The sequence below is a fragment of the Streptomyces sp. NPDC048352 genome (assembly GCF_040651895.1).
Lineage (GTDB): Bacteria > Actinomycetota > Actinomycetes > Streptomycetales > Streptomycetaceae > Streptomyces.
Window position 1 is genome coordinate 13,273 of the sequence record NZ_JBEZKZ010000014.1, and the last position, 24,315, is coordinate 37,587.

Annotated in this window: 21 protein-coding genes and 4 pseudogenes; 7 read left to right on the forward strand and 18 right to left on the reverse strand. The window is 71.5% G+C overall.

Annotation, left to right across the window (positions count from 1 at the left end):
* Positions 1 to 366: 366 nt before the first annotated feature.
* From AB0D45_RS10340 to AB0D45_RS10355, 4 genes are all read right to left on the reverse strand, one after another.
* Positions 367 to 2,079: an ABC transporter ATP-binding protein gene (locus AB0D45_RS10340; protein ID WP_362456854.1), complete on the reverse strand. Its 1,713-nt coding sequence runs from the start codon at positions 2,077 to 2,079 to the stop codon at positions 367 to 369.
* The gene (locus AB0D45_RS10345) at positions 2,076 to 3,914 is read right to left on the reverse strand and encodes an ABC transporter ATP-binding protein (protein ID WP_362456857.1); all 1,839 of its coding nucleotides are present in this window, start codon (positions 3,912 to 3,914) and stop codon (positions 2,076 to 2,078) included. The genes AB0D45_RS10340 and AB0D45_RS10345 overlap by 4 nt, the downstream gene beginning before the upstream one ends.
* A gap of 98 nt (positions 3,915 to 4,012) precedes the next feature.
* Positions 4,013 to 4,924, reverse strand: coding sequence for a sterol desaturase family protein (locus tag AB0D45_RS10350; RefSeq protein WP_362456860.1), 912 nt, complete (start codon positions 4,922 to 4,924; stop codon positions 4,013 to 4,015).
* A gap of 47 nt (positions 4,925 to 4,971) precedes the next feature.
* Entirely contained in the window at positions 4,972 to 5,775 is an 804-nt protein-coding gene (locus AB0D45_RS10355) for a helix-turn-helix domain-containing protein (RefSeq protein ID WP_362456863.1), read from the reverse strand.
* 620 nt (positions 5,776 to 6,395) lie between these two features.
* On the opposite strand from AB0D45_RS10355, the gene AB0D45_RS10360 reads away from it, so the two are divergent.
* Entirely contained in the window at positions 6,396 to 6,893 is a 498-nt protein-coding gene (locus tag AB0D45_RS10360) for a hypothetical protein (RefSeq protein WP_362456865.1), read from the forward strand.
* 234 nt (positions 6,894 to 7,127) lie between these two features.
* Positions 7,128 to 7,532: a ribonuclease domain-containing protein gene (locus tag AB0D45_RS10365; protein WP_362456868.1), complete on the forward strand. Its 405-nt coding sequence runs from the start codon at positions 7,128 to 7,130 to the stop codon at positions 7,530 to 7,532.
* Between the two features lie 306 nt (positions 7,533 to 7,838).
* Here AB0D45_RS10365 and AB0D45_RS10370 read toward each other — a convergent pair.
* A pseudogene (locus tag AB0D45_RS10370) lies at positions 7,839 to 8,309 on the reverse strand (IS5 family transposase); the annotation flags it as partial.
* Positions 8,310 to 8,540: 231 nt separating this feature from the next.
* On the opposite strand from AB0D45_RS10370, the gene AB0D45_RS10375 reads away from it, so the two are divergent.
* Entirely contained in the window at positions 8,541 to 9,044 is a 504-nt protein-coding gene (locus tag AB0D45_RS10375) for a hypothetical protein (protein WP_362456870.1), read from the forward strand.
* Positions 9,045 to 9,328: 284 nt separating this feature from the next.
* Here the strand turns inward: AB0D45_RS10375 and AB0D45_RS10380 are convergent, their stop codons facing one another.
* Positions 9,329 to 9,526, reverse strand: a complete 198-nt coding sequence (locus AB0D45_RS10380) for a hypothetical protein (RefSeq protein ID WP_362456873.1) — start codon at positions 9,524 to 9,526, stop codon at positions 9,329 to 9,331.
* An 852-nt stretch (positions 9,527 to 10,378) separates the two neighbouring features.
* Here AB0D45_RS10380 and AB0D45_RS10385 point away from each other — a divergent pair.
* Positions 10,379 to 10,837, forward strand: a pseudogene (locus AB0D45_RS10385) (DNA polymerase III subunit alpha); the annotation flags it as partial.
* Between the two features lie 461 nt (positions 10,838 to 11,298).
* On the opposite strand, the gene AB0D45_RS10390 reads toward AB0D45_RS10385, so the two are convergent.
* Both AB0D45_RS10390 and AB0D45_RS10395 read right to left on the reverse strand, forming a co-directional pair.
* Positions 11,299 to 11,865, reverse strand: a complete 567-nt coding sequence (locus tag AB0D45_RS10390; protein WP_362456875.1) for a hypothetical protein — start codon at positions 11,863 to 11,865, stop codon at positions 11,299 to 11,301.
* Between the two features lie 106 nt (positions 11,866 to 11,971).
* Positions 11,972 to 12,799, reverse strand: coding sequence for an AraC family transcriptional regulator (locus AB0D45_RS10395; RefSeq protein ID WP_362456878.1), 828 nt, complete (start codon positions 12,797 to 12,799; stop codon positions 11,972 to 11,974).
* Between the two features lie 145 nt (positions 12,800 to 12,944).
* Here AB0D45_RS10395 and AB0D45_RS10400 point away from each other — a divergent pair.
* A pseudogene (locus AB0D45_RS10400) lies at positions 12,945 to 13,196 on the forward strand (amino acid permease); the annotation flags it as partial.
* 413 nt (positions 13,197 to 13,609) lie between these two features.
* Here the strand turns inward: AB0D45_RS10400 and AB0D45_RS10405 are convergent.
* From AB0D45_RS10405 to AB0D45_RS10420, 4 genes are all read right to left on the reverse strand, one after another.
* Positions 13,610 to 13,735 carry a hypothetical protein gene (locus tag AB0D45_RS10405; protein WP_362456880.1) on the reverse strand — a complete coding sequence of 42 codons (126 nt, stop codon included), beginning with the start codon at positions 13,733 to 13,735 and terminating at the stop codon, positions 13,610 to 13,612.
* A gap of 312 nt (positions 13,736 to 14,047) precedes the next feature.
* Positions 14,048 to 14,488 (reverse strand): hypothetical protein, encoded by a 441-nt coding sequence (locus AB0D45_RS10410; RefSeq protein WP_362456883.1) that lies wholly within the window; start codon positions 14,486 to 14,488, stop codon positions 14,048 to 14,050.
* Positions 14,443 to 14,988, reverse strand: coding sequence for an SDR family NAD(P)-dependent oxidoreductase (locus AB0D45_RS10415; RefSeq protein WP_362456885.1), 546 nt, complete (start codon positions 14,986 to 14,988; stop codon positions 14,443 to 14,445). The genes AB0D45_RS10410 and AB0D45_RS10415 overlap by 46 nt, the downstream gene beginning before the upstream one ends.
* Positions 14,989 to 15,029: 41 nt before the next feature.
* Positions 15,030 to 16,103: an alkene reductase gene (locus AB0D45_RS10420; protein ID WP_362456886.1), complete on the reverse strand. Its 1,074-nt coding sequence runs from the start codon at positions 16,101 to 16,103 to the stop codon at positions 15,030 to 15,032.
* 277 nt (positions 16,104 to 16,380) lie between these two features.
* Here AB0D45_RS10420 and AB0D45_RS10425 point away from each other — a divergent pair, with 277 nt between their 5' ends.
* Positions 16,381 to 16,884, forward strand: coding sequence for a MarR family transcriptional regulator (locus AB0D45_RS10425; protein WP_362457052.1), 504 nt, complete (start codon positions 16,381 to 16,383; stop codon positions 16,882 to 16,884).
* A gap of 244 nt (positions 16,885 to 17,128) precedes the next feature.
* Here AB0D45_RS10425 and AB0D45_RS10430 read toward each other — a convergent pair whose 3' ends face one another.
* The 3 genes from AB0D45_RS10430 to AB0D45_RS10440 form a co-directional block, all read right to left on the reverse strand.
* Positions 17,129 to 17,803, reverse strand: a complete 675-nt coding sequence (locus AB0D45_RS10430; RefSeq protein WP_362456888.1) for a GntR family transcriptional regulator — start codon at positions 17,801 to 17,803, stop codon at positions 17,129 to 17,131.
* A gap of 103 nt (positions 17,804 to 17,906) precedes the next feature.
* Positions 17,907 to 19,163: a histidine kinase gene (locus AB0D45_RS10435; RefSeq protein ID WP_362457055.1), complete on the reverse strand. Its 1,257-nt coding sequence runs from the start codon at positions 19,161 to 19,163 to the stop codon at positions 17,907 to 17,909.
* A gap of 324 nt (positions 19,164 to 19,487) precedes the next feature.
* Positions 19,488 to 19,958, reverse strand: coding sequence for a MarR family transcriptional regulator (locus tag AB0D45_RS10440; protein WP_362456889.1), 471 nt, complete (start codon positions 19,956 to 19,958; stop codon positions 19,488 to 19,490).
* Positions 19,959 to 20,037: 79 nt separating this feature from the next.
* On the opposite strand from AB0D45_RS10440, the gene AB0D45_RS10445 reads away from it, so the two are divergent.
* Entirely contained in the window at positions 20,038 to 21,102 is a 1,065-nt protein-coding gene (locus AB0D45_RS10445; protein WP_362456892.1) for an ABC transporter permease, read from the forward strand.
* Positions 21,103 to 21,327: 225 nt separating this feature from the next.
* On the opposite strand, the pseudogene AB0D45_RS10450 reads toward AB0D45_RS10445, so the two are convergent.
* The 3 genes and pseudogenes from AB0D45_RS10450 to AB0D45_RS10460 all read right to left on the reverse strand — a co-directional run.
* Positions 21,328 to 21,428 (reverse strand): annotated as a pseudogene (locus AB0D45_RS10450) (IS5/IS1182 family transposase); the annotation flags it as partial.
* Between the two features lie 200 nt (positions 21,429 to 21,628).
* A complete protein-coding gene (locus tag AB0D45_RS10455) occupies positions 21,629 to 22,813 on the reverse strand; it encodes an amidohydrolase (RefSeq protein ID WP_362457058.1) in 1,185 nt (394 codons plus the stop codon).
* Positions 22,814 to 23,190: 377 nt separating this feature from the next.
* Complete coding sequence (locus tag AB0D45_RS10460; protein ID WP_362456895.1) at positions 23,191 to 23,574, reverse strand: VOC family protein; 384 nt, start codon at positions 23,572 to 23,574, stop codon at positions 23,191 to 23,193.
* Positions 23,575 to 24,315 lie beyond the last annotated feature (741 nt).

The window sequence follows — 24,315 nt, forward strand, 5'->3', positions numbered from 1 at the left end:
AGCCGGCCGAGCCCGCGCACCCGGCAGCAGGCGGCTGCCGGTGCGCGGTCCGTTCCGGACCCGCTAGGTGACGTACGGGCGGAGCCGGACGAACCCGGCCCGCCCCCGCGGCCGGGCCGCGCCGGCGCGGAACGGGTGGGCGGCCCGCCGGGTGGCCTGCTGCCTTGCGGCACGGCCGGCCCCTCGCAGGAGGGCGTGGACGGCGCGCTGATGGCGTCGGAGTCCGGGCAGTTGGGGCCGGGCGGCGCGACCGCGTACGGGGCGGTGGCCCGCTCGGGCACGGTCGGCGTCTTCCAGCCCGCGCGGGGCCGACGGACCTGCTCCGGCAGGGCCGTCGGCACGGTCCGACCGCCGTGGTCCGGTTCGTCACGCGCCGCCCGGAGCCAGGGATGCGTTCCAGAAAGCGGCGTAGCGGCCGCCGAGGCGCAGCAGTTCGTCGTGGCTGCCTTCCTCCACGATCCGGCCGCCGTCCAGGAAGACGACGCGATCGGCCCGCTGGACGGTCCGCATCCGGTGGGCGACCATCACCACCGTCCGGCCGGCCATCAGGTGTTCGATGCCCTCGTGGACGGCTGCCTCGTTCACCGGGTCCAGCGCCGAGGTCACCTCGTCCAGCAGCACGACGGGCGCGTCCTTCAGCAGTGCCCGCGCGATCGAGACGCGCTGGCGCTCCCCGCCCGAGAGCAGCGCCCCGCCCTCGCCGACACGCGTGGACCATCCACCGGGCAGGCGCTCGATCACCTCGTCCAACCGCGCCGCCGCCGCTGCCGCCCGTACCTCGGCGTCGTCCGCGTCCGGGCGGCCCAGACGCACGTTCTCCTCGATCGTGCCGTCGAAGAGATAGACCTCCTGGAAGACGATGGCGAACTGCGCCGCCAACACCTGCGGGTCGACCGCACGAACGTCCACACCGCCCACGCGCACGGCCCCCGCGTCCACGTCGTAGAACCTCGCGAGCAGCTGCAGGAACGTGCTCTTGCCGGAACCCGAGGGTCCGACCACGGCCAGCCGTTGTCCCTGCGGCAACGACAACGACAGGTCGTCGATCACCGTCCGGTCGCCGCGCCGGAAGGAGACGGACTCGAACTCCACGTCGTGCCGTACCGGCTGGACCGGCTCTGCGGCTTCCGGCAGTGGCTCGGTACGCAACACCGCGTCGAGCCTCTCCAGCTCGTGACGTGCGCCGCGCATCCGGCCGCCGAGGTCCGCCAGGGACAGCAACGGATCCGCGCAGCGGGCGGCCAGCACCAGGAGCGACAGGACCTCCGCCGCACCGATGTCCCCGCCGAGCGCGAGGTAGGCGCCCAGGGCCAGCACCACGGTGAACGCCGTCTGCACCGTGAGCGTCAACCCCACCACGCCGGGCAGCGCCGACAGCGCGGAGCGCCGGGACGCGCGCTCGACGTCCCGCAGCGAGTCGTCGAGCAGCCGGAAGCGTTCGACGGTCCGGCCTCCGGCGCGCAGCACCGGCTGGGCCTGGAGGTACTCGATGACCCGCCCGGTGGCCTCGTGGTCGCGTGCGTGCCGCTCGGCGTCGGCGGCGGCCATCGAGCGGCCGGTCCGGTTCTGGATCACCGCCACGATCGGTACGGCGGCCGCCGCGGCCAGACCGATCTGCCAGTTGAAGGCCAGCATCACGACGACGATCGTCAGGGGGGTCACGCAGGCGGAGATGAACGGTCCCAGCAGGTGCGCGATCGCGCTCATCGCCTGGAGGACGCCGCGGCCGGCCAGGACGGACACCTCTCCGAGGCGGCCCGCGTCGTACCAGCCCAGGGGCAGTCGTGCCAGATGATCGCCGAGACGGTGGTACGTGCCGCGCAACAGCGTGGCCCCGGCATGGAAACCGGACCGGTCGCTGACGTACCGCAGTACCGCGTAGCCCGCGACCGCGGTCCCGAACGCGATCAGCCAGAGCCGGGCGTCTTCGGGCGTGCTGCCGAAAAGGGCCCGCAGCACGGGAACCAGCAGGGCGTAGGACAGGCCCTCGACCACCGCGGTCGCGCTCATCAGGGCCACGGTGCGACGCACCGGCCGGGCGTATTCGCGGCCCAGTACGCGCAGCAGCATTCGGATCATCGGGGCCCGCCTCCTCGAGGTACGTCATCCGGCGTCGCGACCTGATCGGCCGGCGTCGTCCGCCGGGATTGCCAGAACGCGGCGAACCTTCCGGGGCGCGCCAGCAGTTCGGCCGGTCTGCCTTGTTCGACGACCAGTCCTTCGTCCAGCATCACGACGGTGTCGGCGTCGGCGATCGTCTCCAGGCGATGGGCGATGACCAGGACCGTCCGGTCACCCCCCAGCGTCGCCAGTGCCCGGCGCACCGCCTGTTCGGTCTGCGGGTCCGCGAAGGCGGTCGCCTCGTCGAGCACGAGGACGGGCGCGTCGGCGAGCAGTGCGCGTGCGAGCGCGATCCGCTGTGCCTCGCCACCCGACAGACCGGCGTCCTCACCGACCACCGACCGGTATCCGCGGGGCAGCTCGAGGATCCGGTCGTGGATGTTCGCCAGTCGGGCGGCGCGCACCACGTCGTCGAGGTCGGCGTGCGGTACCGCCAGGGCGATGTTGTCCACGACCGATGCACGCAGCAGGCGGACGTCCTGGAAGACGAAGGAGACCGTCCGGTAGAGCTCCCGGCTGCCGAGCTCGCGCAGATCCACACCGCCCAGGGTCACCGAGCCGTGGGTCGGGTCGAAGAACCGCGGCAACAGCTGCACCAGCGTGGACTTCCCGCTCCCCGACGGCCCCACGATCGCGGTGGTCGTCCCCGGTTCGAGCACCAGGTCGACGCCGCGCAGGACCTCGCGATCGGCGTCGTAGCCGAACCGGACGCCCCGCAGTTCCACCCGGTGGCCCCGCGGCGCCACCGGGTGCGCGGGCTCGGGCAGCGGCCGCACCGCGAGCACCTCCCGGATCCGGCCGACGGCGCGGCGGGCCGCCTGCATGTCGTCGAACCCGTGGCCGAGGGCCGCCACCGGAGCGGTCAGGCCCAGTCCGAGCAGCAGGAAGGGCAGCAGGTCGGCCGGAGCCATGCCACCGGTGGTGATCAGAGCCGTACCGCCGATCAGGACGACCGACAGTACGAACGGCGGCGACAGCACCACCTGCACGGCGGCGGCGACGCCGGCGAGCCCGCGCACCATCCCGAGGAAGCTGCCGACGAAATCGTCCACGGCCGTGAGGAACCGACGGTGGGCGCGCCCCGACGCGCCGAACGCCTTGACCACCGCGATGCCCTGGACGAACTCGACGACGGAACTCGAGATCCGTCCCATGGCCGCGTCGAACTCCTCCTGCTCGCGCAACCGGGCCGGGGTCATCATCAGGGGGACCAGCGCCACGGCCAGCACGACCGGTATCAGCGTGATCAGCGTGAGCCGCCAGTCGATGGTGAACAGGTAGACCAGCGACGCCAGAGGAACCACGAAGGCGGAAACCAGCTCCCCGGGGGCGTGGGCGATGAACGGGTGCACGGCGCTGACGTCGTCCCCCACCACCTTGGCCAGCTCACCGGTCCGGCGCCGGGAGAACCAGCCGATCGGTACCCGCCCGAGCCGCGCGGCCAGTCGCCGGCGGAGCGTCAGCTGCACCTGGCCGTCCACGACGTGTCCCAGTCCTGACGAGGCGGCCGTGAACAGAAGCCGGAGGAACAGGCCCGCGGCACCCTCGATCACGACGATCCGGACATGGCCGGCGTCGACCGGGCCGGGTGCCAAGAGGGTGCGCCCCAGCTCGACGACGGCCAGCAGCGGCATCAGACCGGCGAGGGCGCCGATGACCTGTAGCGTCACCACGGCGGCGAAACTCGCGTAATGGGGGCGCAGCAGCCCCGTCGTGCTCTCTTCCGCCGCGCGATCGGCAGCGGGCGGTGGTGCGGACCGCTCCCTGGCCTCGGTGAGGTCGGTGGTGGTCATGCTCCTCCTGTCTTCGTCGATCCCGCCGCGACCCGGGCCCGGAACCGGGCCTGCGGTCATGGGGATGGGTGGGGGAGTGGCGGTGGCCACATGCGTGATCAAGGACGCCCGGGCGTGCCTGTTTTCGGCCGGTCGGGCCGGAACGGTTCGGCGAGCTGGGCGAGGTAGGAGACCGGGTAGTCGGGCTTGGCGGCCATGCCCAGGTCCTCGGAGGTGAACCGCCGGTCCGGGTCGTAGGTGTAGGTGCGCATCGCGTGGTCCCAGACGAGGGTGAACAGGCCGAAGTTGACGTCTCCGATGCCGGCCCATTTCAGGTGGTGGAACCGGTGGCCCTGGTTGAGGGCGAGGACCTTGGTGAGCGGCCCGGTGCGGTAATCGGCGTTGGAGTGCTGGAGCAGTAGCTGGACGGCGACGGCGAAGGCCAGGACGGAGGCGACGTCGAGGGGCATGCCGAGCAGCAGCAGCGGGGTGACGCCCCCGAGGGTCTCGAGGCTCTGGTGGAGGGGGTGCTTCATCAGACCGTTGAAGCCGTAGAAGCGCGTGACGCTGTGGTGGACGGCGTGCAGCCGCCACAGCCAGCCGACGTGGTGGCTGGCGCGGTGTACGAGGGTGATGCCGACGTCGGCGACGGCGACGGCGAGCAGCACCTGGCACCACAGCGGCCAGCTGTCCGGCCACGCCCCCGAGGCCGGTGCGAGCGCGGCGGCCGCGGGTACGACGGCGAGTCCGGCCAGGGTGAACACCTCGTTGACGAACGCGTGGACGGTGTCGCGGCGGCCGTCCCCGCGCGGGGTGTTCCAGGCGGGCAGGTACGGGAGCACGCGTTCGGCGGCGAACGAGCAGCCCACCGCGAACGCCAACAGCACCAGCAGCCACGGTTTCGGGGCTCCGGCGCTCACCAGCCAGATGGCGGCACCGTTGACGCCGAGCAGCATGAAGGGCACGTACGCGTACCGGACCAGGAAGCGAGCGGGGGCGGCAGCGGGCGCCGCGGCGGTCGTTGTGGGCATACCGGCAGCCTCGCGGCCGAGGTGCCCGGCGGGCTTGAACGGATCCGCTACCGGCCCCGCCGCGTATCAGGGCCGTCGGCCGCCGGCGTCCAGTGGGCGGCGGCCAGGGCCTGGGAGGGGGTGATGCCGAACATGGCCTTGCACACCCGGGTCAGGTGGGCGCTGTCCGAGAACCCGGCGGCGTGCGCGGCCTCGGTGGCGTTCGCCCCACCACGCACCGAGACGATCGCGGCCTGCAGCCGCGCCCACCGCACCGCCGCCGGAAACGACCAGCCCAACTGCTCGGCGAACAGGTGCCCCAGCCGGCTCGCCGACACCCCGGCCCGGGCGGCGACCTCGCCCACCCGCACCGGTCCGTCCGCCACCGCGCCCGGCAGCGCCGCCAGCGCCGCTGCGAGGGCCGGATGCCGGGGCTGCCCGGGGGCAGCGGCGCCGAGCCTGTCCAGCGCCCGCAGCACGCCGGCCGCCGACACGGCGACGGGCGGCGACTCGGCCTCGGCGAACACGGACGCCGCGGCGGCCCAGCCGGCCACCCCACCACGGGCCGCGGTGTCGTGCAGGGCACGTCCGGCGGTGGTGTCCGCGTCGAGGTAGACCATCACCCCCATCGGCGGCGGCCCCGGTGCCGGACGCACGCGATGCGTGTGCCCGGCGGGGATGACGGCGGCTCGTACGGGCAGTTCCTCCCGCCCGTCGCTCAGCAGCACTCTGCCGGACCCGCACGCCAGTACCTGTACGGCGGCGTGCGCGTGCTCCCGGGCCTCGCCGATCACCCCGGCCACGACCAGGTGGCCCGGCGCCGCATCGACCTCGACCCGCCACGCGTCGGCACCGCCCCCGGACGACGCCACGGACCCCAGGGTGCCCGTGCTCAAGGCTGCCGCGCCGGCGTGGACACGGGCGGCGCGGTCGGGACCCCGGCGGGTACCCGTACGCCACCACCCGCGGCGGCGCGCGCACGGCGGCCCGCGGGCTCACGGAGCGAACGCGGGACGCCACCGCCCCCGCCGATCCGCGGGCGCCGAGCCACCCCGACGGACCGATGCGGACCGCCGAGGTCCTTTGCCAAGCCCACGCGCGTGATCCCCTCCACCCGTCCTCGTCCGCCCACGAGAGCCGACGACGGCCACGTACGGACCGGCCCCCGCCGGAACACCGGGAGTATACGGAGGGAGCGAGCGCCATCTGCACGCCCTGGAGCCGTCCTCAGCGAGGGCGTCATCGCCGCCGACGGGCCGACGGGCGGGATCGTCGCCGACGAGGAGCTCACCGCCCGGCATCGCCTGGAGCTGCCGTTCGCCTTCGTCCTGAGCTCCCCACCTGACTTTGGTCCGACCGGCTGGATGTGCCGGTGGTTCGTGCCGGGGTGCTCCGCGGCGCGGCGGAGTCGAGGTTATGAAGGGAATCGAACGACATCGGATGGCATTTCGCTATCCGGTCATTCCCGAACATCAACCTCAGGAGTCGCATGATGCGCCCCATCAGAGCGGCCGGCATCGGCACGGCCACGCTGGTCACCCTCCTCGCCTGCACCACCGTCGCGGCCGCCGCGACGGACACCGGTTCCGCCCAGGACAGGGACAAGACCCGGGTCATCACGGTCCTGGGCGAGGTGCAGCAGCTCACCCGCTTCCCCGTCACCCCCGGCAGCGTCTCGCAGGGCGATGAAGTCGTCGTCCGCTCGGACCTCTTCGACGAGGACCACAACAAGGTCGGCGAGACCCACGGCACCTGCACCACCACCCGGGGCGGCGCCGATGAAGCGGAGCAGTGCCTCGTGACCTACATCCTCCCGGGCGGCCAGCTCACCGTGCAGGGCGTGTACTTCAACTACCTGGACCAGGGTCCCTTCGACAACGCGATCACCGGCGGCACCGGGGAGTACAAGAAGGCTCGCGGCTGGGTCCACGCTGACACGATCGCCACGACCCCCAAGGTCGTGAGGCGCTTCACGATCCACCTCGTCTGACGCACCCGGACGTCGCACAACCCCGGAATCCGGCCTTCTCCCCTGGCCTCGCACCATCGGAGCCGGTCGTACGAAGGCCGGCTCCGGCTCCTCCAGCACGCCGCGGAAACCCCCTCCGCGCGCGGGCGGCGGGCCCCCGACCCGGCTGCGTACAACAGCAGTCCAGGCAACTAGTAGAAAAATCAACGTACTTGGGGTTGACCGGCTCAGCTCTACGCGGGTCATCATGCCGCTATGCAGATTCCCCCACGCTTTCTCGCCATCGGCGGCGCGACCGCCGTCGCCGCCGCTCTCCTCGTCCAGCCCGTCGCCGCCGCGGCTCCTTCCGCAGCGGCCTCCGTCTCCGCCAAAGCGGTCGGCAGCATCTGCTCCTCCGCACTGCCGTCCCAGGCGCACGACACCCTCAGACTCATAGACGCGGGAGGCCCCTTCCCGTACCGCCAGGACGGTGTCGTCTTCCAGAACCGCGAACAGGTGCTGCCCAGCCAGACCAGGGGCTACTACCACGAGTACACGGTCATCACCCCGGGCTCCCCGACCCGCGGAGCGCGCCGCATCGTCACCGGCCGGCAGAGCCGGGAGGACTACTACACGGCCGACCACTACGCCACCTTCAAGCGGATCAACTTCGGCTGCTGATCCACCAGGGCCCATCCCCCGTCGGGGCCCGTCGTCGCAGTGATCGCGGGTTGCGGATCACGACGTCGCGATACGTCACCGCGAACTGTCCGATGCCGTACGGCAATTCGTGCAGCCGTCGCTGGGGCAGCAGCGGCTGCACGACCGGACGGCCCTGAACGGGATCGTGCGGAAGCACACGCCGGCGCGGTCGGCAAGAGCCTGCTCGCCCAACCGGCACGGTGCTGTACGGGCGCGGCCACCTCCGCCGCGTCGCGCTCGGCGGGCCGGTGGACGGACTCGGCGGCCTAGGGGGTGTCCGCCATGTCAGTTCGGGAGCCAGAGTCGTAGGCACGCGAGGGTGACCAGGGCTTTGTAGTGGCGGACTCGTTTGTCGTAGCGCGTGGCGAGAGCCTTGTTCTGCTTGAGTCGGTTGAAGCAGCGCTCGACGGCATTGCGGCGCCGATAGACGGCGCGGTCGAGGCGGCACAGATTCTCGCCTCGTCGGAGCCATCCGCTGATTTGGTCCGCACGTTCCGGAATCGTGCAGGCGATGCCGCGTTTTCGCAGGTAGGCGCGAATCTTCCGGGACGAGTAGCCCTTGTCGCCGACCACCCGCCCGGGCCGGGTTCGGGGCCGGCCGGGCCCGCACCGCTTGATGCGGATGCAGGCCATGACCGGCTCGAACTGCATGCAGTCGTTCACGTTCCCACCGGTGATGGTGAACGCGAGGGGCGGTCCCCGGCCGTCGCAGGCGAGATGGATCTTGGTGCTCAGTCCGCCGCGGGAGCGTCCGAGTGCCTCGCTGGTCCATGGCCCCCTTTTCGAGCCCCGGCCGCGTGCTGGTGGTCCCGACAGCCACGTTCTCGCGGATGCCGCGGGCGGTCCGGGCGGAGAAGGACGCGGCCGGTGACATCGACTGGCTGGTGTCGGTCGACTCGACGATCGTGCGAGCCCACCAGCACGCCGTGGAGGGCTTCCGAGGGTGCTTCGGATCGGTCACCATGGAGGTCCGTCGGCGATCCGAGGGTGGAGATGAACGAGGGTGGGGACGTTCTGGACGGGCAACCGGAGCAGGTCGGACCCGCGCCGTGGCTGGCGTTGGCCTGTCTGTTCGGGCTGCTTCTGGCCTCCGTCGTGCTGACGAACTTCACCGGCGAGCTACGGGCGGCACTGTGGGGCGAGTCCGGGACCGTGACCGACGCCAGCTGCCGAACGTACGACAACACCGTGGCCAATGCGGGAACGTCGACGTCCTGCTCGGGCGCCTTCACCCCGGACGACGGTGGCTCGTCGTTCGACGTCCCCGTCGAGGGCGACATCAATGCGCAACCGGTCCACGCGTGGCTGGTGGACGGTACGTCCGGCACCGCGTACGTCTCGCCAACGGCGTGGGCGGGGGTGCTCCCGGTGGGGCTGGCCCTCCTCCTGGCAGGTCTCCCGGCGGCGGTGACGGTGAAGCGCATGCGCGGCAACCACGCACAGCACCCAAGAGAGCCTCTTCAAGGATCAGATCCAGAGTCGAGTGCGTGATCGACGACAGGTACAGCAAGCACATCACCTGGCTCGACATCGACAAGCCGGGCTTCTGGCTACGGGAGCGGCCCGCGGCCCAGAGCCCGGCTCCTCCGTGCGCTCCGTAGCGACGCCGGCCTGCGACAAGTCGTCCGCCAAATACGCCGCTCAGCCCTGCCAAGTGGCGCATTCATCTGCCAACCGAAGCGCTCAGTCACAACCGGTTGTGACCGTGCACCGTATCTGGCACCGATGGACAACTTCGATGCGCACACGACGGCGGCATGGCCGAAGGCAGCGACTCAGCGCAGGAGTCCCGGTTCACGGGTTCCGGCGGCGAGGGTCATCCACGGCAGGGCGTCCATGGCATGCGCGAGTTGGGTGGTGGCGAGAGCGTCGCACGCGTGGTGGAGGTCCTCAGAGGCGGGTTCGTCCGTAAGGCAGAGCCAGCCGATCGCTGCGGCCATGCGGGTCTCGGTGGCCTGTGCCCGGTCTGCCACCGCTCGCGGATCCACGAGACGGTCGGCGGGTGCGTGTGGGCCCGGGTGATCTCGGTGGCGGCAAGGATCAGGGCTGCACGGACCAACACGTAGCGCTCCGTGGTGATCTTGGTGGAGAAGGTGGTTCGGACGGTGTGGTCCGGGTCGGCTGCGGTGGCCAGCGCGTAGGCCGCGTCGATGCGGAGGGTGGGGTCGGGATCGTCGAGAAGGGGGCAGGAGGGTGTGAGTTTCGACAGTGATCGCGGCGCGGGCAGCGGCGACCGACCAGCCTGCGGGGTACCCGGCCACCTCGACACCGAAGTCGTCATAGTCGCCTGGGGCAGGGTGCCGAGGACCGGTGCGGCGGAGAAGGAACTCCTCCCGGGAAGCGACGCCGAAGTACCGGGCACGGCCGGGCCTGACAGTGCGCCAAGGGCAGCGGCACGGCGTGGGTGACGGCCGTCCGCGGCGATGGAGATCAGGAACCGGACGGCAAGGGCGACGGCAGCTCGGCTGTCGTTGGCCACAGCCCGTCCAGCCCGCCCGCCGTTCGGCGAGCGGGGCCGTCGCCGGCGTGCAGTAGGTGAACAGCCTCCCGGACCTCATCGCCGTCCGGGAAACACCCCCAGGGGACAGCGTCGAGACGGAACTCGCGTATGGTCTCGGGCTCGACAGCGGCCACCGCGGCCCGCACACCTTCAAAAAACGGACGTGAGCTGCGCCGGCGGATCCCCGTGCGCGGCGGCGAACACGTGGTGGAGCCGCCGCTGCGCGTCACCGTGCTCGCGCGGAACGCGGCGGGATGGAGCCGCCTGTGCCGTCTGCTGTCCGCCGCATACGCCGGTGCGGCAGACGGGCCGCCGGTGGCGGCCCTTCCCCGAGCCGGAGATCGTCGGCGCCGAGCCGGTGCTCGGCGGGGCGATGCGGCTGCTGCGGCAGCGGTGTGAGGCGGGCATGTTCGCCCGCGGCCTCGACCGCGACCGGCGGGCGGACGAGCAGCTGGAGTACGAGCTCGGCGTGCTCGGGCAGCTGGAGTACGAGGCCTGCTTCCTCGCGGCCGCCCAGGTCGTCGCGGACGTGCGGGCGATGGGGATCCGGATCGCCGCCCGCGGCTCCGGGACCGGCTCGATGGTGCATCACTCGCTTTTCGTAGCGATGGCGAACCCGCTCGATCACTACCTGCTGTTCGAACGGTTCCTGTCCGTGCGGCGCCGGTCCCTGCCGGACATCGACGTGGACGTGGAGTCCGCCCGTCGGCTGGAGGTCTACGACCGGATCATCGAGCGGTTCGGGAGGGAGCGGGTCGCGGTGACCGGGATGCCGAAGACCCACGGCCGCCGAACCAGAGCTGGTCGGCGCCGTCGAGGGCGATTCGGTCGAGGTCGTGCTCGGTCTCGGCGAGCAGAAGGACGCATCGGCGGCAGTGGTCGTCGCGGACCGGGAGGAGGCGTCCGCAGCGGTGGCAGGGGCCGATCGGGTGCGCCCGGCGCCAGTTCAGGCATCGGGCGCACCGCTGATCTTCGTCGTTCGTCCAGGCCAGGCAGGCAGTCGGCGCAGCTGCCCGTCGTCCGTGACATCCAGCGGGGCACGATGCGCGGCCGGGTTGGCGCGAGGAGTCCGGCGCGCTGCAGAGCCAGGAGGATGGTGGGCCGCATCTGTGGGAGGTCGGCGAGGGCCTCAGGGCGGACCAGGTGCTCATCGGGCGGGCGAGAAACGAGTGCGAGGCGGCCCCGCCGCCGGTGTGAACCATCCAAGCCGGTCCGGTCCCACGGGGTTGGCTGCGCGGAGTGGGCTCAGGAGGCGATGCGTTCGCCGGACGGATCGGCGACCACGATCTGGATGTGCGGCGGGCCGTACTTGCGGGCCTTGGAGACCATCTTGGCCACATCGACTTTGTGCCGTGGAACGGATACATACATCGGGGCCGGCATGGCCGGGTTCGGCGGCGGTACGTTCGATCCGGGCGGCAGGGTCATGCCCTGCCGCAACCGCACCCCGATCAAGGCGTGCTCACCGTTCGGGGGCGTTGCCGTGACGAACTGGGTGACATCGCGCCACGGCAGGATCACGTTCCCGACCTGCACTCTGGCCGGGCTGAAGTAGAACAGGATGCGCCGGGAGTCGTACCAGGACGATATGAGCGGGATCGCGAAGACGATCACCGCACCGCCCTTCACCTCGAGCGCCCACCCGAGGAACACAGCGAGGCCCACCACGGCCGCGATCGCCCCCCACAGCCCGAGCAGGTCCTTCGGGGAGGCCGGGCGCGACACCTTGTAGCACTGCCATCGCATACCGCGCCTGGGCCGCCACTCGGGGCCCGCCGGCGCATTCGGATACGGCGAGTTCGGATACGTCATTCCGGATACCTCTGCACTTGGCGGACTGCCTTCGGGGACGAAGATCACTGCCGGGGATCCTAGCGACGTGCGGACGGCCTGGCTTGGACAAAAATGACCTCGCCACTCACTGGGCGAGGGCACCCTCCGCGATGCGAGCCGCCGCCACCTGGCCCGGGGTGGTCCCGGCCAGGGCACGGAACTCTCGATTGAGGTGGGCCTGGTCGTAAAAGCCACAGGAGGCCGTCACCTCGGAGGGACTCGCACCCTTGTGCCCGAGGAGGTGTACGGCGTGACGGAAGCGCAGGACCCGGGCGGACACCTTGGGTGTCAGGCCGATCTGTTCGGTGAAGCGGCGGACCAAGTAGCTCTGGCTCCAGCCCACTTCGGCGGCGATCCGCGCGACCGGGATCGCCCCGTCCGCGCGGGCGAGCAGCCGCCAGGCGTGGCTCACCTCCGGCGCGGGCTCCGGGCCCCGCTCGAGTCGGGTCAGTAACACGAAGTCGAGAAGGTCGAAGCGGGTCGCCCAGTCATCGGTGGCCGCCATGCGCTCCGCCAGCTCGCCGGCCTCGGGACCGAGCACGTCACGCAGTTCGACCGCCCTGTTCGTCAACTCGCGCATCGGTACGCCGAGTAGCCGGTAGGCGCCGAGCGGCGTCAGCTCCAGCCGTATCGCCTCCTGGCCGCCGGGGTGGTCACACAGCCGGGGCCCGTCATCGAGGCCCACGACCAGCGAACCGATCGCTCCGCCTGACGGGCTCGCTTCCCGAAGTCGACGGACCTGGGTGAACGGCTGCCCCAGGTTGATCACCAGGACGGCTCGGCCGGTGGGCACGAGGCGGACCCGAAACGGCGAGGCCACGGCTTCCCAATAGCCGGCATAGCTGTGCAGATACGGCTGCAGCCCGGCGGGCCAAGGCCGCGTCACCCGCCACCGGTCACCCACCCGAGTCATCCCGACTCCGTCGGCCACACTCCTGCTCACAGCACCCGGCACATTTCCCCCTCCCTGAAGGCCAAGACCTCACATCGGGCCAGTCCTTGGCAGAGGGTTATCACGCCCCAGACGTTCGGTCGACAGGCACCCGCCGACGTACCGGGTGGCCACGCTCGGCCCGCTCCTCGCCCTGATCCCCGGGGTCTCGCACACGACCCTGGCGATGGCCCGCGACATCGCCAGCGCCTCCGCATGGACGCTCGCCCCGGACGAGGGCCGACCGGCACGGATCATCCCGGTCGTCGGGCTGGCCGACTGCCTCGTCCTCGCCTTCGCCCTCCCGGCACCGTCGGTGCCTTCCGGCGCCGTGGTGCTGGCCGCCGGAGCCGCTGCGTACGCGGTACGTCGCGCGGTGACCGGCTGGCCGCGGGAGGAAATCGTGGACGGGGCGCTGCTGATGTCGGATCACGGGCAGTTCGGCCCGGACGGCCGGTCCGAACAGCGAAGGGGCATCGATGAACACGGCAGAGCGACAGCCGTGACCGATGTGCTACATCCTGGCGATCAGCGCTCTCTGACCCGGCCGGGTAGCCGAGAGGGATCTCACTCCTCGGCCACCCGGCCGGGTCTGACGGGCTCCGGCGGGATCGCCACGTGCAACGCGGTGACCCGGCTCGGAGCTCAGACCGGGCTCTGTGGGCATGGGGCGAAGTCGTAGTCGGGGAGCAGCGCACATCCAGATCCCTGCCCGCAGCGCGTGGGCGACTCCGGCCGGGTCGATCTCGGAGATCAAGGGCTCCAGACCCGGGTGGTTGTCCGCGAGAGCGGTCAGGACGGGGGCAGCAGGGCTCTGACCGCGGTGGGGAAGGCGCCGATGCGGACTGGGCCCCTCGGGCCGGTGCGGAGGTCGACGAGTTCGGCGGCGGCCTGTTCCAGCCGCTCCAGCAGCGGCACCCCCGCTTCCCGTCCGAGGATGTTGGGCTGCTGCGAGACGGCGGACGGGGTGAAGGACAGCGCTTGGGCGACTGCCGCGATGGTGCCCCCGTAGGAGAGTTCCCTCAGCTCTGAGGGTGTGGGGGCGAGCCGCGGGCGCGAGAACCGGTGCGGCTCTCGGACGGCGGGCGAGGCTGTTCCCCCAGGGGAAGTGGTGCCCGCCCGCCCCGGTGTACCCGGCTGCTGTCAGCTGCGCGCCCGGATGAAGTCCACGAGCCTGCGGGTTTCTCCTCGGGACGTGAAACGCGGCCTTGAAAGTGGCGGTTCCCGGGGTCAGCCTGTGGCGCGGCGCAGGAGTGCTTCGGAGGCGTCCAGATAGCGGTCGCTGTAGGCCGTGTCGAGTCCGGCGCTTGGCCGGATGACCTGGGCTCTGTTGTTGAACATCAGGGCAGTGCGACCGTTGAGGCCGTCGGTGAACAGCAGGGGGACGATCCTCGCCGCGTAGGTCTCCGGGGAGGGGCCGGCCAGCCCGACCACGGCTTCGGCCAGACGGTGCAGGAGGCTGCCCTCCCCCAGGTAGTTGGAGCGGATGTCGGTCTTGATCAATCCAGGGTTCAGGCCGAAGTACGCCGGCCCGGGGAGTCTGCGGTCGCCCGCGAGTACGAGGACCTCGTTGCCGGCGACGGTGTTCATGTGCGCGGCCATCGGTCTGTAGCCGTGCTCGGAGTTCAGGTCCTCGAGCCGGCCGGTGTTGCCGGCCCCCGGTGCTCCCATGATGAACACGCGGGGCTGGGGCGCGCTGTCCAAGGGCGGCCGGTTCCCAGCCTGGGGCTGAGGCCCTGCAGGATCGCGAGGCGGCTGAGGTAGCTGACGGCCATGTCCCGCTCGATGCCTTCGGCGGTTACCTCGCGCGTCTTGGCGGCCATGATGCCCAGCGAGAAGAAGGCGACGTCGTAGGTTTCAGCGGGAAGCTCCCTGCCCAGCCGGACCGCTTCGTGCATCGAGGACAGGTCCGCCTGGACGAAGGTGAGCCGGTCCGTGGCGTGGTCGCGGAAGGTCCGCCCCACCACGGTCACCTCGGCGCCGAGGGCCAGGGCCTGCTGAGCCACGGCTCGGCCCAGGCCGCCCGTCCCGCCGACGACGAGCACCCGCTTGGACGTGAGATCCAGCTGCTCGAGGGAGGGGACGCCGATGGTGGTCGTGCGGTCGACGGTGCCGTTCAGCCGCGCTTTGGGCTTCTTCGGGGCTGCCGAACTGTTGGGGCCAGCGTTCATTGCGGGTGCCTTCGTTCGTTGTGCCGGTTGAGTGTGTCGGGTCAGGGCAGGGCGGGGTAGTCGGTGTAGCCGCGCTCGTCGCCGCCGTAGGTGGTAGCCCGGTCGGGGGTGTTGAAGGGGCCGCCGCGTTCGAGGCGCTCGGGCAGGTCGGGGTTGGCCAGGAACAGGGATCCGTACGCGATCAGGTCGGCGGTGCCGTCCTCGATCAGGTCCAGCTCCTGGGGGCCGGTGGGCTCGGCGCCGGTGAACGGGTTCAGGATGAAGGTGCCCGGCCACTGCCGACGCAGCCGGACCGTCAGCTCGCGGGCCCCGGCGGACTCCATCTGGTGCAGGTAGGCCAGATTCAACGGGACCAGGGCCTCCACCAGGGTGGAGTAGGTGGCCTCGAGATCGTCCTGGTCGGTCTCGGCGATGTCGTTGAAGGGGTTGCCGGGCGACATGCGGAAGCCGACCTTCTCCGGACCGATCGCCTCGACGACTGCCTTCGCCGTCTCCACCGCGAACCGGATGCGGCGTTCCGGGGAGCCGCCCCACGCATCGGTGCGTGTATTGGAGTTCGGGGCGAGGAACTGGTGGATCAGGTAACCGTTGGCGCCGTGCAGCTCCACGCCGTCGAAGCCGGCCGCGACCGCGTTGCGCGCGGCGGCGGCGTAGTCGGCGATGGTCCGGGCGATCTCCGCCTCGGTCAGCTCGCGAGGAGTGACGAAGTCCTGCGGGCCTTGGTGGGTGTAGACCTGGCCGGCGGCCTTGACCGCAGAGGGTCCGACCGGTGTCAGGCCCATCAGGCTCGGGTGGCCCACTCGCCCGGTGTGCATCAGCTGCAGGAAGATCACCCCGCCGCGCTCGTGGACCGCGCCGGTGACCTTCTTCCACGCCTCGATCTGCTCGTCGGAGTGGATGCCGGGGGTGTCCGGGTAGCCCTGACCGACCGCCGACGGCTGGGTGCCCTCGGTGACGATCAGGCCCGCACCGGCGCGCTGACCGTAGTAGGCGGCCATGAGCTCCGTGGCGGACAGGCCGGGTCCGTAGGCCCGGCTGCGGGTCATCGGCGCCATCACGATGCGGTTGGCCAGGCGTGTGCCGGACAGGTCGTAGGAGGCGAAAGCCTTGTTCATGTGGTCGTTCCTCGTTCATACGGGGCCCCTCGCAGGACCGCTGCCATTCCGACATTACCTGCTCGAACAAGTAAAGTCGCCGGGGCATTCCGCCTCGCGTCACTCGACGCAAGAATGGGTGGATTTCGTCCTGAACCTCGCTCGATCCTGGCCGGTCTGGAGCGATAGACTCGGGATATAAGTGTTCGAGCAGTTACATGAAGGAGCGCAGCATCACATGATCGGCCCAGACCCCGAGGCTTCCACGCCTGACGCTGCCGAGGCGGCCGGCATGCCGATGCCACCCTCGGTCCAGGCCGGGCCGATGGCCCATGCGATCTTCCGGGTGGCCCGGCTGCATCGCATGCTCGCCGGGCAGCTCCTTCGCCGGGTCGGCCTTCACCCTGGCCAGGAACTGGTGATGATGCAGTTGTGGGACCTCGGGCCGCAGCGCCAGATCGACCTGGTCCGGCTGCTCGGTTCCGACGCGGCCACCATGACCCGCACCGTCAAGCGGCTCGAACACGCGGGCTTCGTTCGCCGCCGGCCCAGCCCCACCGACAAGCGGGCGACCATCATCGAGCCCACCGAGGCCAGCCTCGCCCTGCGCCACCAGGTCGACGAGGTCTGGGCGGAGCTGGAGGAATGTACCGCCGGGCAACTGTCCGAGGAGCGGCAGGCCGAGGCTGTCCAGATCCTGGAGCAGATCGAGTCGAGCCTGGCCGTCGCCGCGACCCGGCATGCGCAACAGGAGACCGGCGGCCAGGCGGCCTCGCCGACGGGGGAGGCCGGTCAGGTGTAGCCGACGCTCGGGTGCAGGGGCGAGCGGTGCCTCGGCCCGCGTTCCGACAGCCCGTGCCCGTGTCGCGTCGCCGACGTCGTCGTACCGGGGCCGGCCGCATGCGGCCGGGTCTACGGTCTCGCTGAGCCCGCAGACGGCCCGGCGGCGACACCTGGCTGCCGTCGGCCTCGGGGCTTCCCGGCCGGGAGTGCGGCTCGCTCCGGCGTAGGGGAGTGGTGACGTCTTGGACGTGGTGACCGGCGTCTCAGGTGGCGGCGTGGGTGAGGCGGCGGTCGATGTGTCCCCAGTGGTGGTCGAGGTGGTGGAGGGCTCGAGTGCGGTCGCCGGTGGCGCAAGCGGTCAGGAACGGGCCCCAGTCGGCGTCCCCGACACCTGATGGGGACAGGTGGACGCGGTGGGCTCGTTGCCATACGGGCTTGAGGTGGCTGACGGCGTCATGCAGGGGCGGGTTGGCGCAGGTATGGAGGACGGTGTCCCACAGCGCCAGTGCGCAGGCGAGGGCTTCGGCGCCATCGCCTGCGGAAGCGGCGCGGGTGTGCGCTGCGGCGCAGTTGCGCACGGCTTCGACGCGGTCGCCGGTGAGGGGCCAGGGGGCCGTGAGGAGGGCGGTGCGGTAGAGGCCGTGCAGGACGGTCGCGGTGTGCCGGGCCTCGGCGGTGCTGGTGTGGGTGACGTGTGCACGGTCGGGGCCGCTGTACTCGATCAACCTCTGTGAGGCCAGAGTCAGGAGGGCTTCCCGCACGCGAACCTGGGCGACGTCCAGCCGCCGGGCGGTGTCCCCTTCGCCGAGCAGTGTGCCCGGCGGCAGCTCACCGCTGGTGATCTCCACGAGCAGGGTCTCGTGCACGCGTTCGCGCAGTGCGTGGGGATCGTCGGTGCCGTAGTGGGCGTCGAGCGGTGTGCGGGCATCTCGGGGCACGGCGTCCTCGCTGGTGGTGTCGGTCCGTTCGTTTCGGCAGCAGCCGCGGTTCCTCGGGGCGGCTGCCCTGGGCAGGGCGGGCGACGCCCCGCCCCCACCGGTGTTATGCGCTGCTCCTCTCCGTATGCATGGCGTCGTCGCGGTGGGCGGCGAGGCGCTCACCGAGCGGGATGTGCGCGCTGACGCGGTAGCCGCCGGTGCCATCGGGCCCGGCGGTGAGGTGGCCGCCGAGCATGGTGCTGCGCTCGCGCATGCCCAGGAGTCCGTGTCCGGAGCCGGGGGAGGGCGGAGCGGGTGTGGTGGGGGCGGTGTTGGTGATGGCGAGTTCGAGGGCGTCGTCGGTGTGGGCGAGGCGCAGGTGGACGTGGGCGCCCGGGGCGTGGCGCAGACAGTTGCTGAGGGCCTCTTGCGTGATGCGGTAGAGGGCCAGCTGCGCGCCGGGGTCGAGGAGTCGGACAGGACGGCCCGTGATCTCGGTGGTCACGTTCAAGCCGGCGCCGCGCACGTTGGCCACCAGCGCATCGAGGTCCTCGAGGGTGGGCTGAGGGCCGTGGGGGCTTTCGGCGTCGTCGGAGCGCAGGACTCCGAGCATGCGACGCAGTTCGGTCAGGGCGTCCAGTGCGTTCTGCCGGATGCCCGCCAGGTTCTCGGCCAGCTCGGTCGGATTTTCGGTGAGGTGGGGTGCGACCTGGGCCTGGATGGAGATCACCGACATGTGGTGGGCGACGACATCGTGCAGCTCGCGGGCGATTCGTCCGCGTTCCTCCAGCAGCGTGCGCTGTGCCCGTTCCACGGTGGCCAGCGCCGCCTGCTCGGCCAGCTGCGCCCGGGCTGCGCGCCGGCCGCGCAGGGTGGCACCGAGAGCGACAGCGAGCGAGAACAGCACCAACGTCAGGAAGGTGGTGCGCTGGTACCGGCCGGCGTCCGCAGCGAGTTCGATCAGGAAGGGCAGGAGGACGGAGGCGGCGAGGGCCGTGCACGCTGCGGGAGCGCGGACACGCAAGGACAGCAGCAGCAGGACCGCGGCATGTGCGCACAAGCCCGGGATGGTCCACGGCCAGGGCGTGTTTTCAAGGAGATGAGGAGTGCTGGCCGCGGCGGCGATGCCGGCCCCCGTCAGGGACAGCCACCAGGCGGGGGCGGGATGGGCGAGAGCGAGCAGGAGCGCGCCGCCCTGGAGCAGCGCGAGGAGGATGCCGTGGCCCAGGCCGAGCTGGTTGCGGTGGCCGAGCTGATCGCTGGTGGCGATCACCACGACCACAGCGGCCGCGGCAACGCATGCGTGGGGCAGCCGGCCGAGCCGACGGGGCTGACGCAGGGGCGGCAGCGGGTCGGCCCTGAGCGTCAGCAGATCCTGCACCAAGGAGCGCGCACCCGTTCGGAGGGCGTTCACTTCTCGGAGCCGGTCTGCGGGTGGCTCGTCGTTCACGTTCACCTCTATCGAGTGAGGTCGGCCGTCACCGGGGGCGGCGGTGCCAGGCCGGGAGTGGCGTCCATGGTCTGAGCGGTCGGGAGGGAGACTCAACCGACGTTAGGGATGAGGGGCCGTGGTCGGCGTCACCCTGCAGAGCTGCTCTGCTGCGTAGCTCTGAAGTATGACCAGAACAGGGCCGCCCCCGCGCGTGCGCCGGGGCGGCTCTTCAGCCTCCCCGCGCGGATGCCGCCGGTGGGTAGGCGGCTGGTCTCACGGGTCGGGCGTTGCCGTGGGACCGGCGGTGGGGGGCAGGGCGCCGGGGTTGAGATGGGTGACCAGACGGTGGAGGAGGTGATGCACCGAGGCCTGCTCCTGGGGCTCCAGAACCGCCAGTGCCTCTTCATTGACCCGGCGGACCACATCTCGTGCCTGCTCCAGGAGGCGGGAGCCGTCGGGAGTGCTGTGCAGGCACAGGATGCGGCGGTTGGTGGGGTGGGGCGAGCGCGTGAGCAGCCCGCGGTCGGTGAGGCTGGCCACGGCAGAGCCCATCGACTGGGCGGTGATGCCGGCGTGACGGGCGGCGTCGGCGCTGGAGATTCCCGGCTGGCGCTCGGCCCGCTGGAGCGCGTTGTACTGCGCGAGGTTCAGGTCGAGAGCGCGCAGTTCTCTCTCCAGACGGGTGGCCATGGCCTGGGCGAAGTGCCAGGCCAGATAGCCGGTGTGGATGGGTTGCTCGCTCACAGGGACCCCACTTGTAAGGCAACTTATGTTTTACTGCTTCGGTTATCAGTCACCTTACAACTTGTGGACGGTTCTCTTCATGCCAGCCCCCACCCCCCTCCATCTCGCCGACACCCTGCCGGCCACCCACGGGGACATACCCGACCCCGCCCCCGAACCGCATCCCACCTCGGGCCTCAAGGGCGTCCTGCTGCCCGTCGCCGTGGTGCTCGCCATCGGGACGATCTTCGTGAGCGTCTACCTCGCCGCCTTCCACGCTCCCCGCCCGCATGGCCTCCCCGTCGCGGCCGTCGGCACCGCCGCCGAGGCGCACCGCCTGGAAGCCGACCTGGAGCGGGCCCTGCCCGGCGGCTTCGAAGTCCGGCCCTACGCCGACGAAGCCGCGGCCCGCGAGGCGGTCGAACACCGCGAGGTCTACGCCGCCCACCTCCCCGCCCACGGCCAGGGCAGCGGCAAGCTGCTCTACGCCGGCGCCAACGGCCCCTCCGTGACCGGCACCCTGACCGCCGCCTTCGCCCAAGCCGCAGCGCAGCACGGCCCGCCCCCGGCCGGCGAGGACATCCTGCCGGTGTCCGCCGGCGACACCCGAGGCCTGTCGGTCTTCTACGCCGCCTTCGGCCTCGTCCTGGCCGGCTACCTCTTCGGCATGATGACCTACCAGGCCGCGCCCGCCCTGCGCTTTCGCCAGCGCATCGCCAGCCTGACCCTCTTCGGCGCCCTCGGCGGCATCATCGTCGCCCTCCTCGCCGGCGACACCGGTTTCGGCGCCCTCCCCGCCTCCTTCGCCGGCACGGCCGCGGTCACCGCCCTGATGGCCATGGCAGCGGGAGGCGCGACCATGGCCATCGTGAAATGGACCGGATCCGCGGGCGCCGCCATCGCCTCGGTGATCCTGCTGATCTTCGGCAACGCCACCAGCGGCGGCGTCATGCCCCCCTTCTACCTGCCCGACTGGCTGCATCCGCTGTCCGGCGTGCTGCCCGTCGGCGCGGGGGTGCGCGCCCTCCAGGGGATGTCCTACTTCCACGATGACGGCCTGTGGTCCGGCCTCGCCGTGCTGGCCGCGTGGATCACCGCCTGCGTGGCCCTGCTCTACCTGCACGACACCCGCAGCACCCGCAAGGCCCGGCTGCGCACCGCCTGACCCCGCCGGCCCCGCGCTCTGCCGAAGCCCGCGGGGCTTGCGGGACTGCCTGCCCGGCAAGAAGAACACAACGCCTCCCACCGCAAAGTCCGCGCCGGATCGAATGCGTGACCCAGCCCTGTCCCGACCGCGCAGGCCGGGACAGGGCCCGCACAACCGGGCGACCGCAGTACCGGCAAAGGCCGGCCGCCCGCTCCTGCGCCCGGTCGGGCCGGCGGGTGACGCGGGCCCGACGTGACCCCAGCGATCGGCATGAACGGTGCGGACTTCGAGACGCCGAACAGCGGGGCGAGCTGGCGCAGTGTCAGGTCGGTACGCCAGCACGCGCCACCAGGAGCAACCGGGGCACCGCCGGGAGCAGTGGGACACCGCCGGGCCACTCCGCGCGTTCGCCATCCGGATGAGCGCCGACGAGGTGCTCGCGGACACGATCGACTTGCGGTTCGCAGGGGAAGGTGGAGCTCCACGGAGAGCGCTCAGGTCCTGGACGAGCTGCTGCGGGCGGGCGCGGACGGCTCCCAGGGCCTCACAGGCCGGCCGCGGCCTTCTCCCGCAGTGACGCCCAGGCCCCCGCGCTCACCTCGGGGCGCAGCAGCACGTCCGCCGCTGTGCAGGCGAGCGCTTCCGCTGCCGCGAGCAGGACGTGTCGCCCGCGCGGCGACGCGGCCGCGGCGGCGAAAAGAGGCGTGTGGTCGGAGCCGTCGGTGGCGTCCATGATGGCGATGAACGGGTGGATGGCCGGTACGTACGTGCTCACGTTGCCGATGTCGGACGACCCCAGGTACACGCCCGGCTCCGGTTCGGTCAGCTGGATCCCGACCCGCGCCAGGTGCCCGGCGAACCGGCCGGAGAGTTCGGGGTTGTCGCGGAAGTGCTCGTAGCGATCGCCCACCCGCTCCACGGTGACCTTGGCCCCGGTGGCCGTGGCCGTCCCCGCGGCGCACCGCTCCAACTCGCCCGCGAGCTCCTCCAGTGCGGCCGTGGTCGCGCCGCGGAGCCCGAACAGCCCCTCGGCGTAGTCGGGCACGATGTTGGTGGCCCGTCCGCCGTCGGTGATGATGCCCTGGATGTGGGACCCGGACGGGAGCCGGCGGTGCAGCACACCGAGGGTGTTGAACAGCTGGATCAGGGCGCCCAGCGCGTCGATGCCCTCGGTCGGGTTGCCCGTGGGGTGCGCGGCGCGACCGTGGAAGCCCACGCGCACCTGCGCGCTGGCCGTCAGCGGCGCCGAGGACCAGCTGTATACGCCGGGATGCACCATCAAGGCCGCGTCCACGCCGTCGAACACCCCGGCTTCCACCAGCGTGACCTTGCCGCCGCCCCGCTCCTCCGCCGGGGTGCCGACGGCCAGCAGGGAGCCCTGCGGCTCGCCGACAGCGGCCCGTAGGGCGAGGGCCGCCCCCAGGCCGGCGGCGGCGATCAGGTTGTGCCCGCAGGCGTGCCCGAGCCCCGGCAGCGCGTCGTACTCCATGAGCAGCGCCACCCGGGGTCCCCGGCCGCTGCCGGCGGACGCGGTGAACGCGGTGGGCAGGCCGGCCGTCCCGCGGTCGACGCGGAAGCCCTCCCGTGCCAGCTCCGACGTGAGCAGCCCGGCCGCCCGGTGTTCCTCGTACGCCGGCTCGGGGTCGCGGTGGAGGGCCAGGGCGGTGTCCCACAGGCGGTCGGCGCGGGCCGCGACCTCCTGGTGGATCCGGTCGTACACCGCGCCCAGGCCGTCCTCCCGATGGGAGGCGGATGACACCGGGCCGGGGTGGCCGGGCACGGAACGGTCGAGGTGGTCGGGCACGGAATGCCTCCCTGGGGGTGCCGGTCGTTGTCCGTACGTGTTCCACGGCGGCGGCCCCCGATGCGCCGTTCCCCGGCTTCGTATCACTGCCGGTCGGCGCGGGGACTCAAAGCGCCCGGACAGAGTCCGTGCCGGCAAGACGTGCGGCTCCCGGAAGAACCGCGCCCTCAATCGCCTCAAGCACCACCGAGCCGTGGCCACGAGACACGACAAGCTCGCCGTCCGCTATGGAGCAACAGCGCTGGTCGCGGCCACCAACGAGTGGCTGTGGCCTAGCTACCCGGACCGTGAGCGTGTCAGCTTCAAGAAGACATCGCTGCGCGGTCGGCCTCGCTGCGGAGAACACAGAATTCATTGCCTTCAGGGTCCGCAAGGACGGCCCAGCCGGCACCATCGGGTTCCCGGCGATCGGCGACGAGGGTGGCCCCGAGGTCCAGCAGCCGCTCGACCTCCTCCTCGCGCGAGGTCTCGGGGCGCAGGCACAGGTGGATCCGGTTCTTGACCGTCTTCGGTTCTGGCACCTGATTGAAGTACAGCAGCGGGCCCTCCGGCAGCATCACCTCAGTCTCCAGGTCACCCGGTTTGCTCTCCGGATGCAGCGGACAGCCGAGCGCCTCGCTCCAGAACCGAGCCAGCTCATAGGCATCCACACAGTCAACCGCCACGTTCTGCACTACCGAAACCATGCACGAGATCCTGCCTGGAGCTCCGTCCGGTCAGCAAACTGCGGCCAGACCACACCAGCACTTTCGCAACAGGCCCTCAAGGGTGTTGCAGAAGGCTCATCTCCGGGCAATTTTCCGATGGCGACGGTGCCCGGCCCGGGCTGGCTGCCAGGCTGGCTCCGTCTCACCTGTGGGTTGAAAAGCCGCCCACCACACCGGCCGCTTCACCAAGGTGCCCTGGCTCGCGAAGCACCTGCGCGTGCCGACTCCGGCCGACCGGGGGCCGCGGGACACCCGTCGCGGCCGGAACGCAGGCGCCCGTGCCCAGCGACCGGAGGCTGTCGAGCAGGCGCCCGCCGGCTTTGCCGCCCTCCAGAGCGCCGGGAGCATGCCGGGCCAGAGGGCGCAGACCATCAGTACATGATCTACGCAGCCCACAAAGCGGCGTCCGGCAGCACGAAGGCCCCGACCGCTCGGGGAGAAATCGGGGGCCGCGGACTGCACCGGCCCGGCGTGGGGGGCCAAACCAGTGCACGCGTCGCAGGGCACAACGCACCGCCCACCCGCAAGGAAACGTTCCGCGTCAACGCAAAGCGCTTCCCGCCTCCTGGGAGGTGCTCCTCATGCAGCCGCTGCCTACATCTCGGACGCCACGGGCCTGGAACGCCTTCAACACCGCGTACAGGGCGGCCGAACAGCGGCGGTCCGCGGTCAGCGCAGTCGAGCGTATTCCCGAGCGGCTTGTAGTGGGTCCAGCAGGGA

Bases quoted from the DNA above. Each gene is read 5' to 3' on its own strand.
- AB0D45_RS10345 (WP_362456857.1), bottom strand. From the start codon at position 3,914: ATGACCACCACCGACCTCACCGAGGCCAGGGAGCGGTCCGCACCACCG.
- AB0D45_RS10425 (WP_362457052.1), top strand. From the start codon at position 16,381: ATGCCACCCTCGGTCCAGGCCGGGCCGATGGCCCATGCGATCTTCCGG.
- AB0D45_RS10395 (WP_362456878.1), bottom strand. From the start codon at position 12,799: ATGACTCGGGTGGGTGACCGGTGGCGGGTGACGCGGCCTTGGCCCGCC.
- AB0D45_RS10340 (WP_362456854.1), bottom strand. From the start codon at position 2,079: ATGATCCGAATGCTGCTGCGCGTACTGGGCCGCGAATACGCCCGGCCG.
- AB0D45_RS10415 (WP_362456885.1), bottom strand. From the start codon at position 14,988: ATGAACGCTGGCCCCAACAGTTCGGCAGCCCCGAAGAAGCCCAAAGCG.
- AB0D45_RS10365 (WP_362456868.1), top strand. From the start codon at position 7,128: ATGCAGATTCCCCCACGCTTTCTCGCCATCGGCGGCGCGACCGCCGTC.
- AB0D45_RS10445 (WP_362456892.1), top strand. From the start codon at position 20,038: ATGCCAGCCCCCACCCCCCTCCATCTCGCCGACACCCTGCCGGCCACC.
- AB0D45_RS10410 (WP_362456883.1), bottom strand. From the start codon at position 14,488: ATGGGAGCACCGGGGGCCGGCAACACCGGCCGGCTCGAGGACCTGAAC.
- AB0D45_RS10390 (WP_362456875.1), bottom strand. From the start codon at position 11,865: ATGACGTATCCGAACTCGCCGTATCCGAATGCGCCGGCGGGCCCCGAG.
- AB0D45_RS10420 (WP_362456886.1), bottom strand. From the start codon at position 16,103: ATGAACAAGGCTTTCGCCTCCTACGACCTGTCCGGCACACGCCTGGCC.
- AB0D45_RS10460 (WP_362456895.1), bottom strand. From the start codon at position 23,574: ATGGTTTCGGTAGTGCAGAACGTGGCGGTTGACTGTGTGGATGCCTAT.
- AB0D45_RS10350 (WP_362456860.1), bottom strand. From the start codon at position 4,924: ATGCCCACAACGACCGCCGCGGCGCCCGCTGCCGCCCCCGCTCGCTTC.
- AB0D45_RS10360 (WP_362456865.1), top strand. From the start codon at position 6,396: ATGCGCCCCATCAGAGCGGCCGGCATCGGCACGGCCACGCTGGTCACC.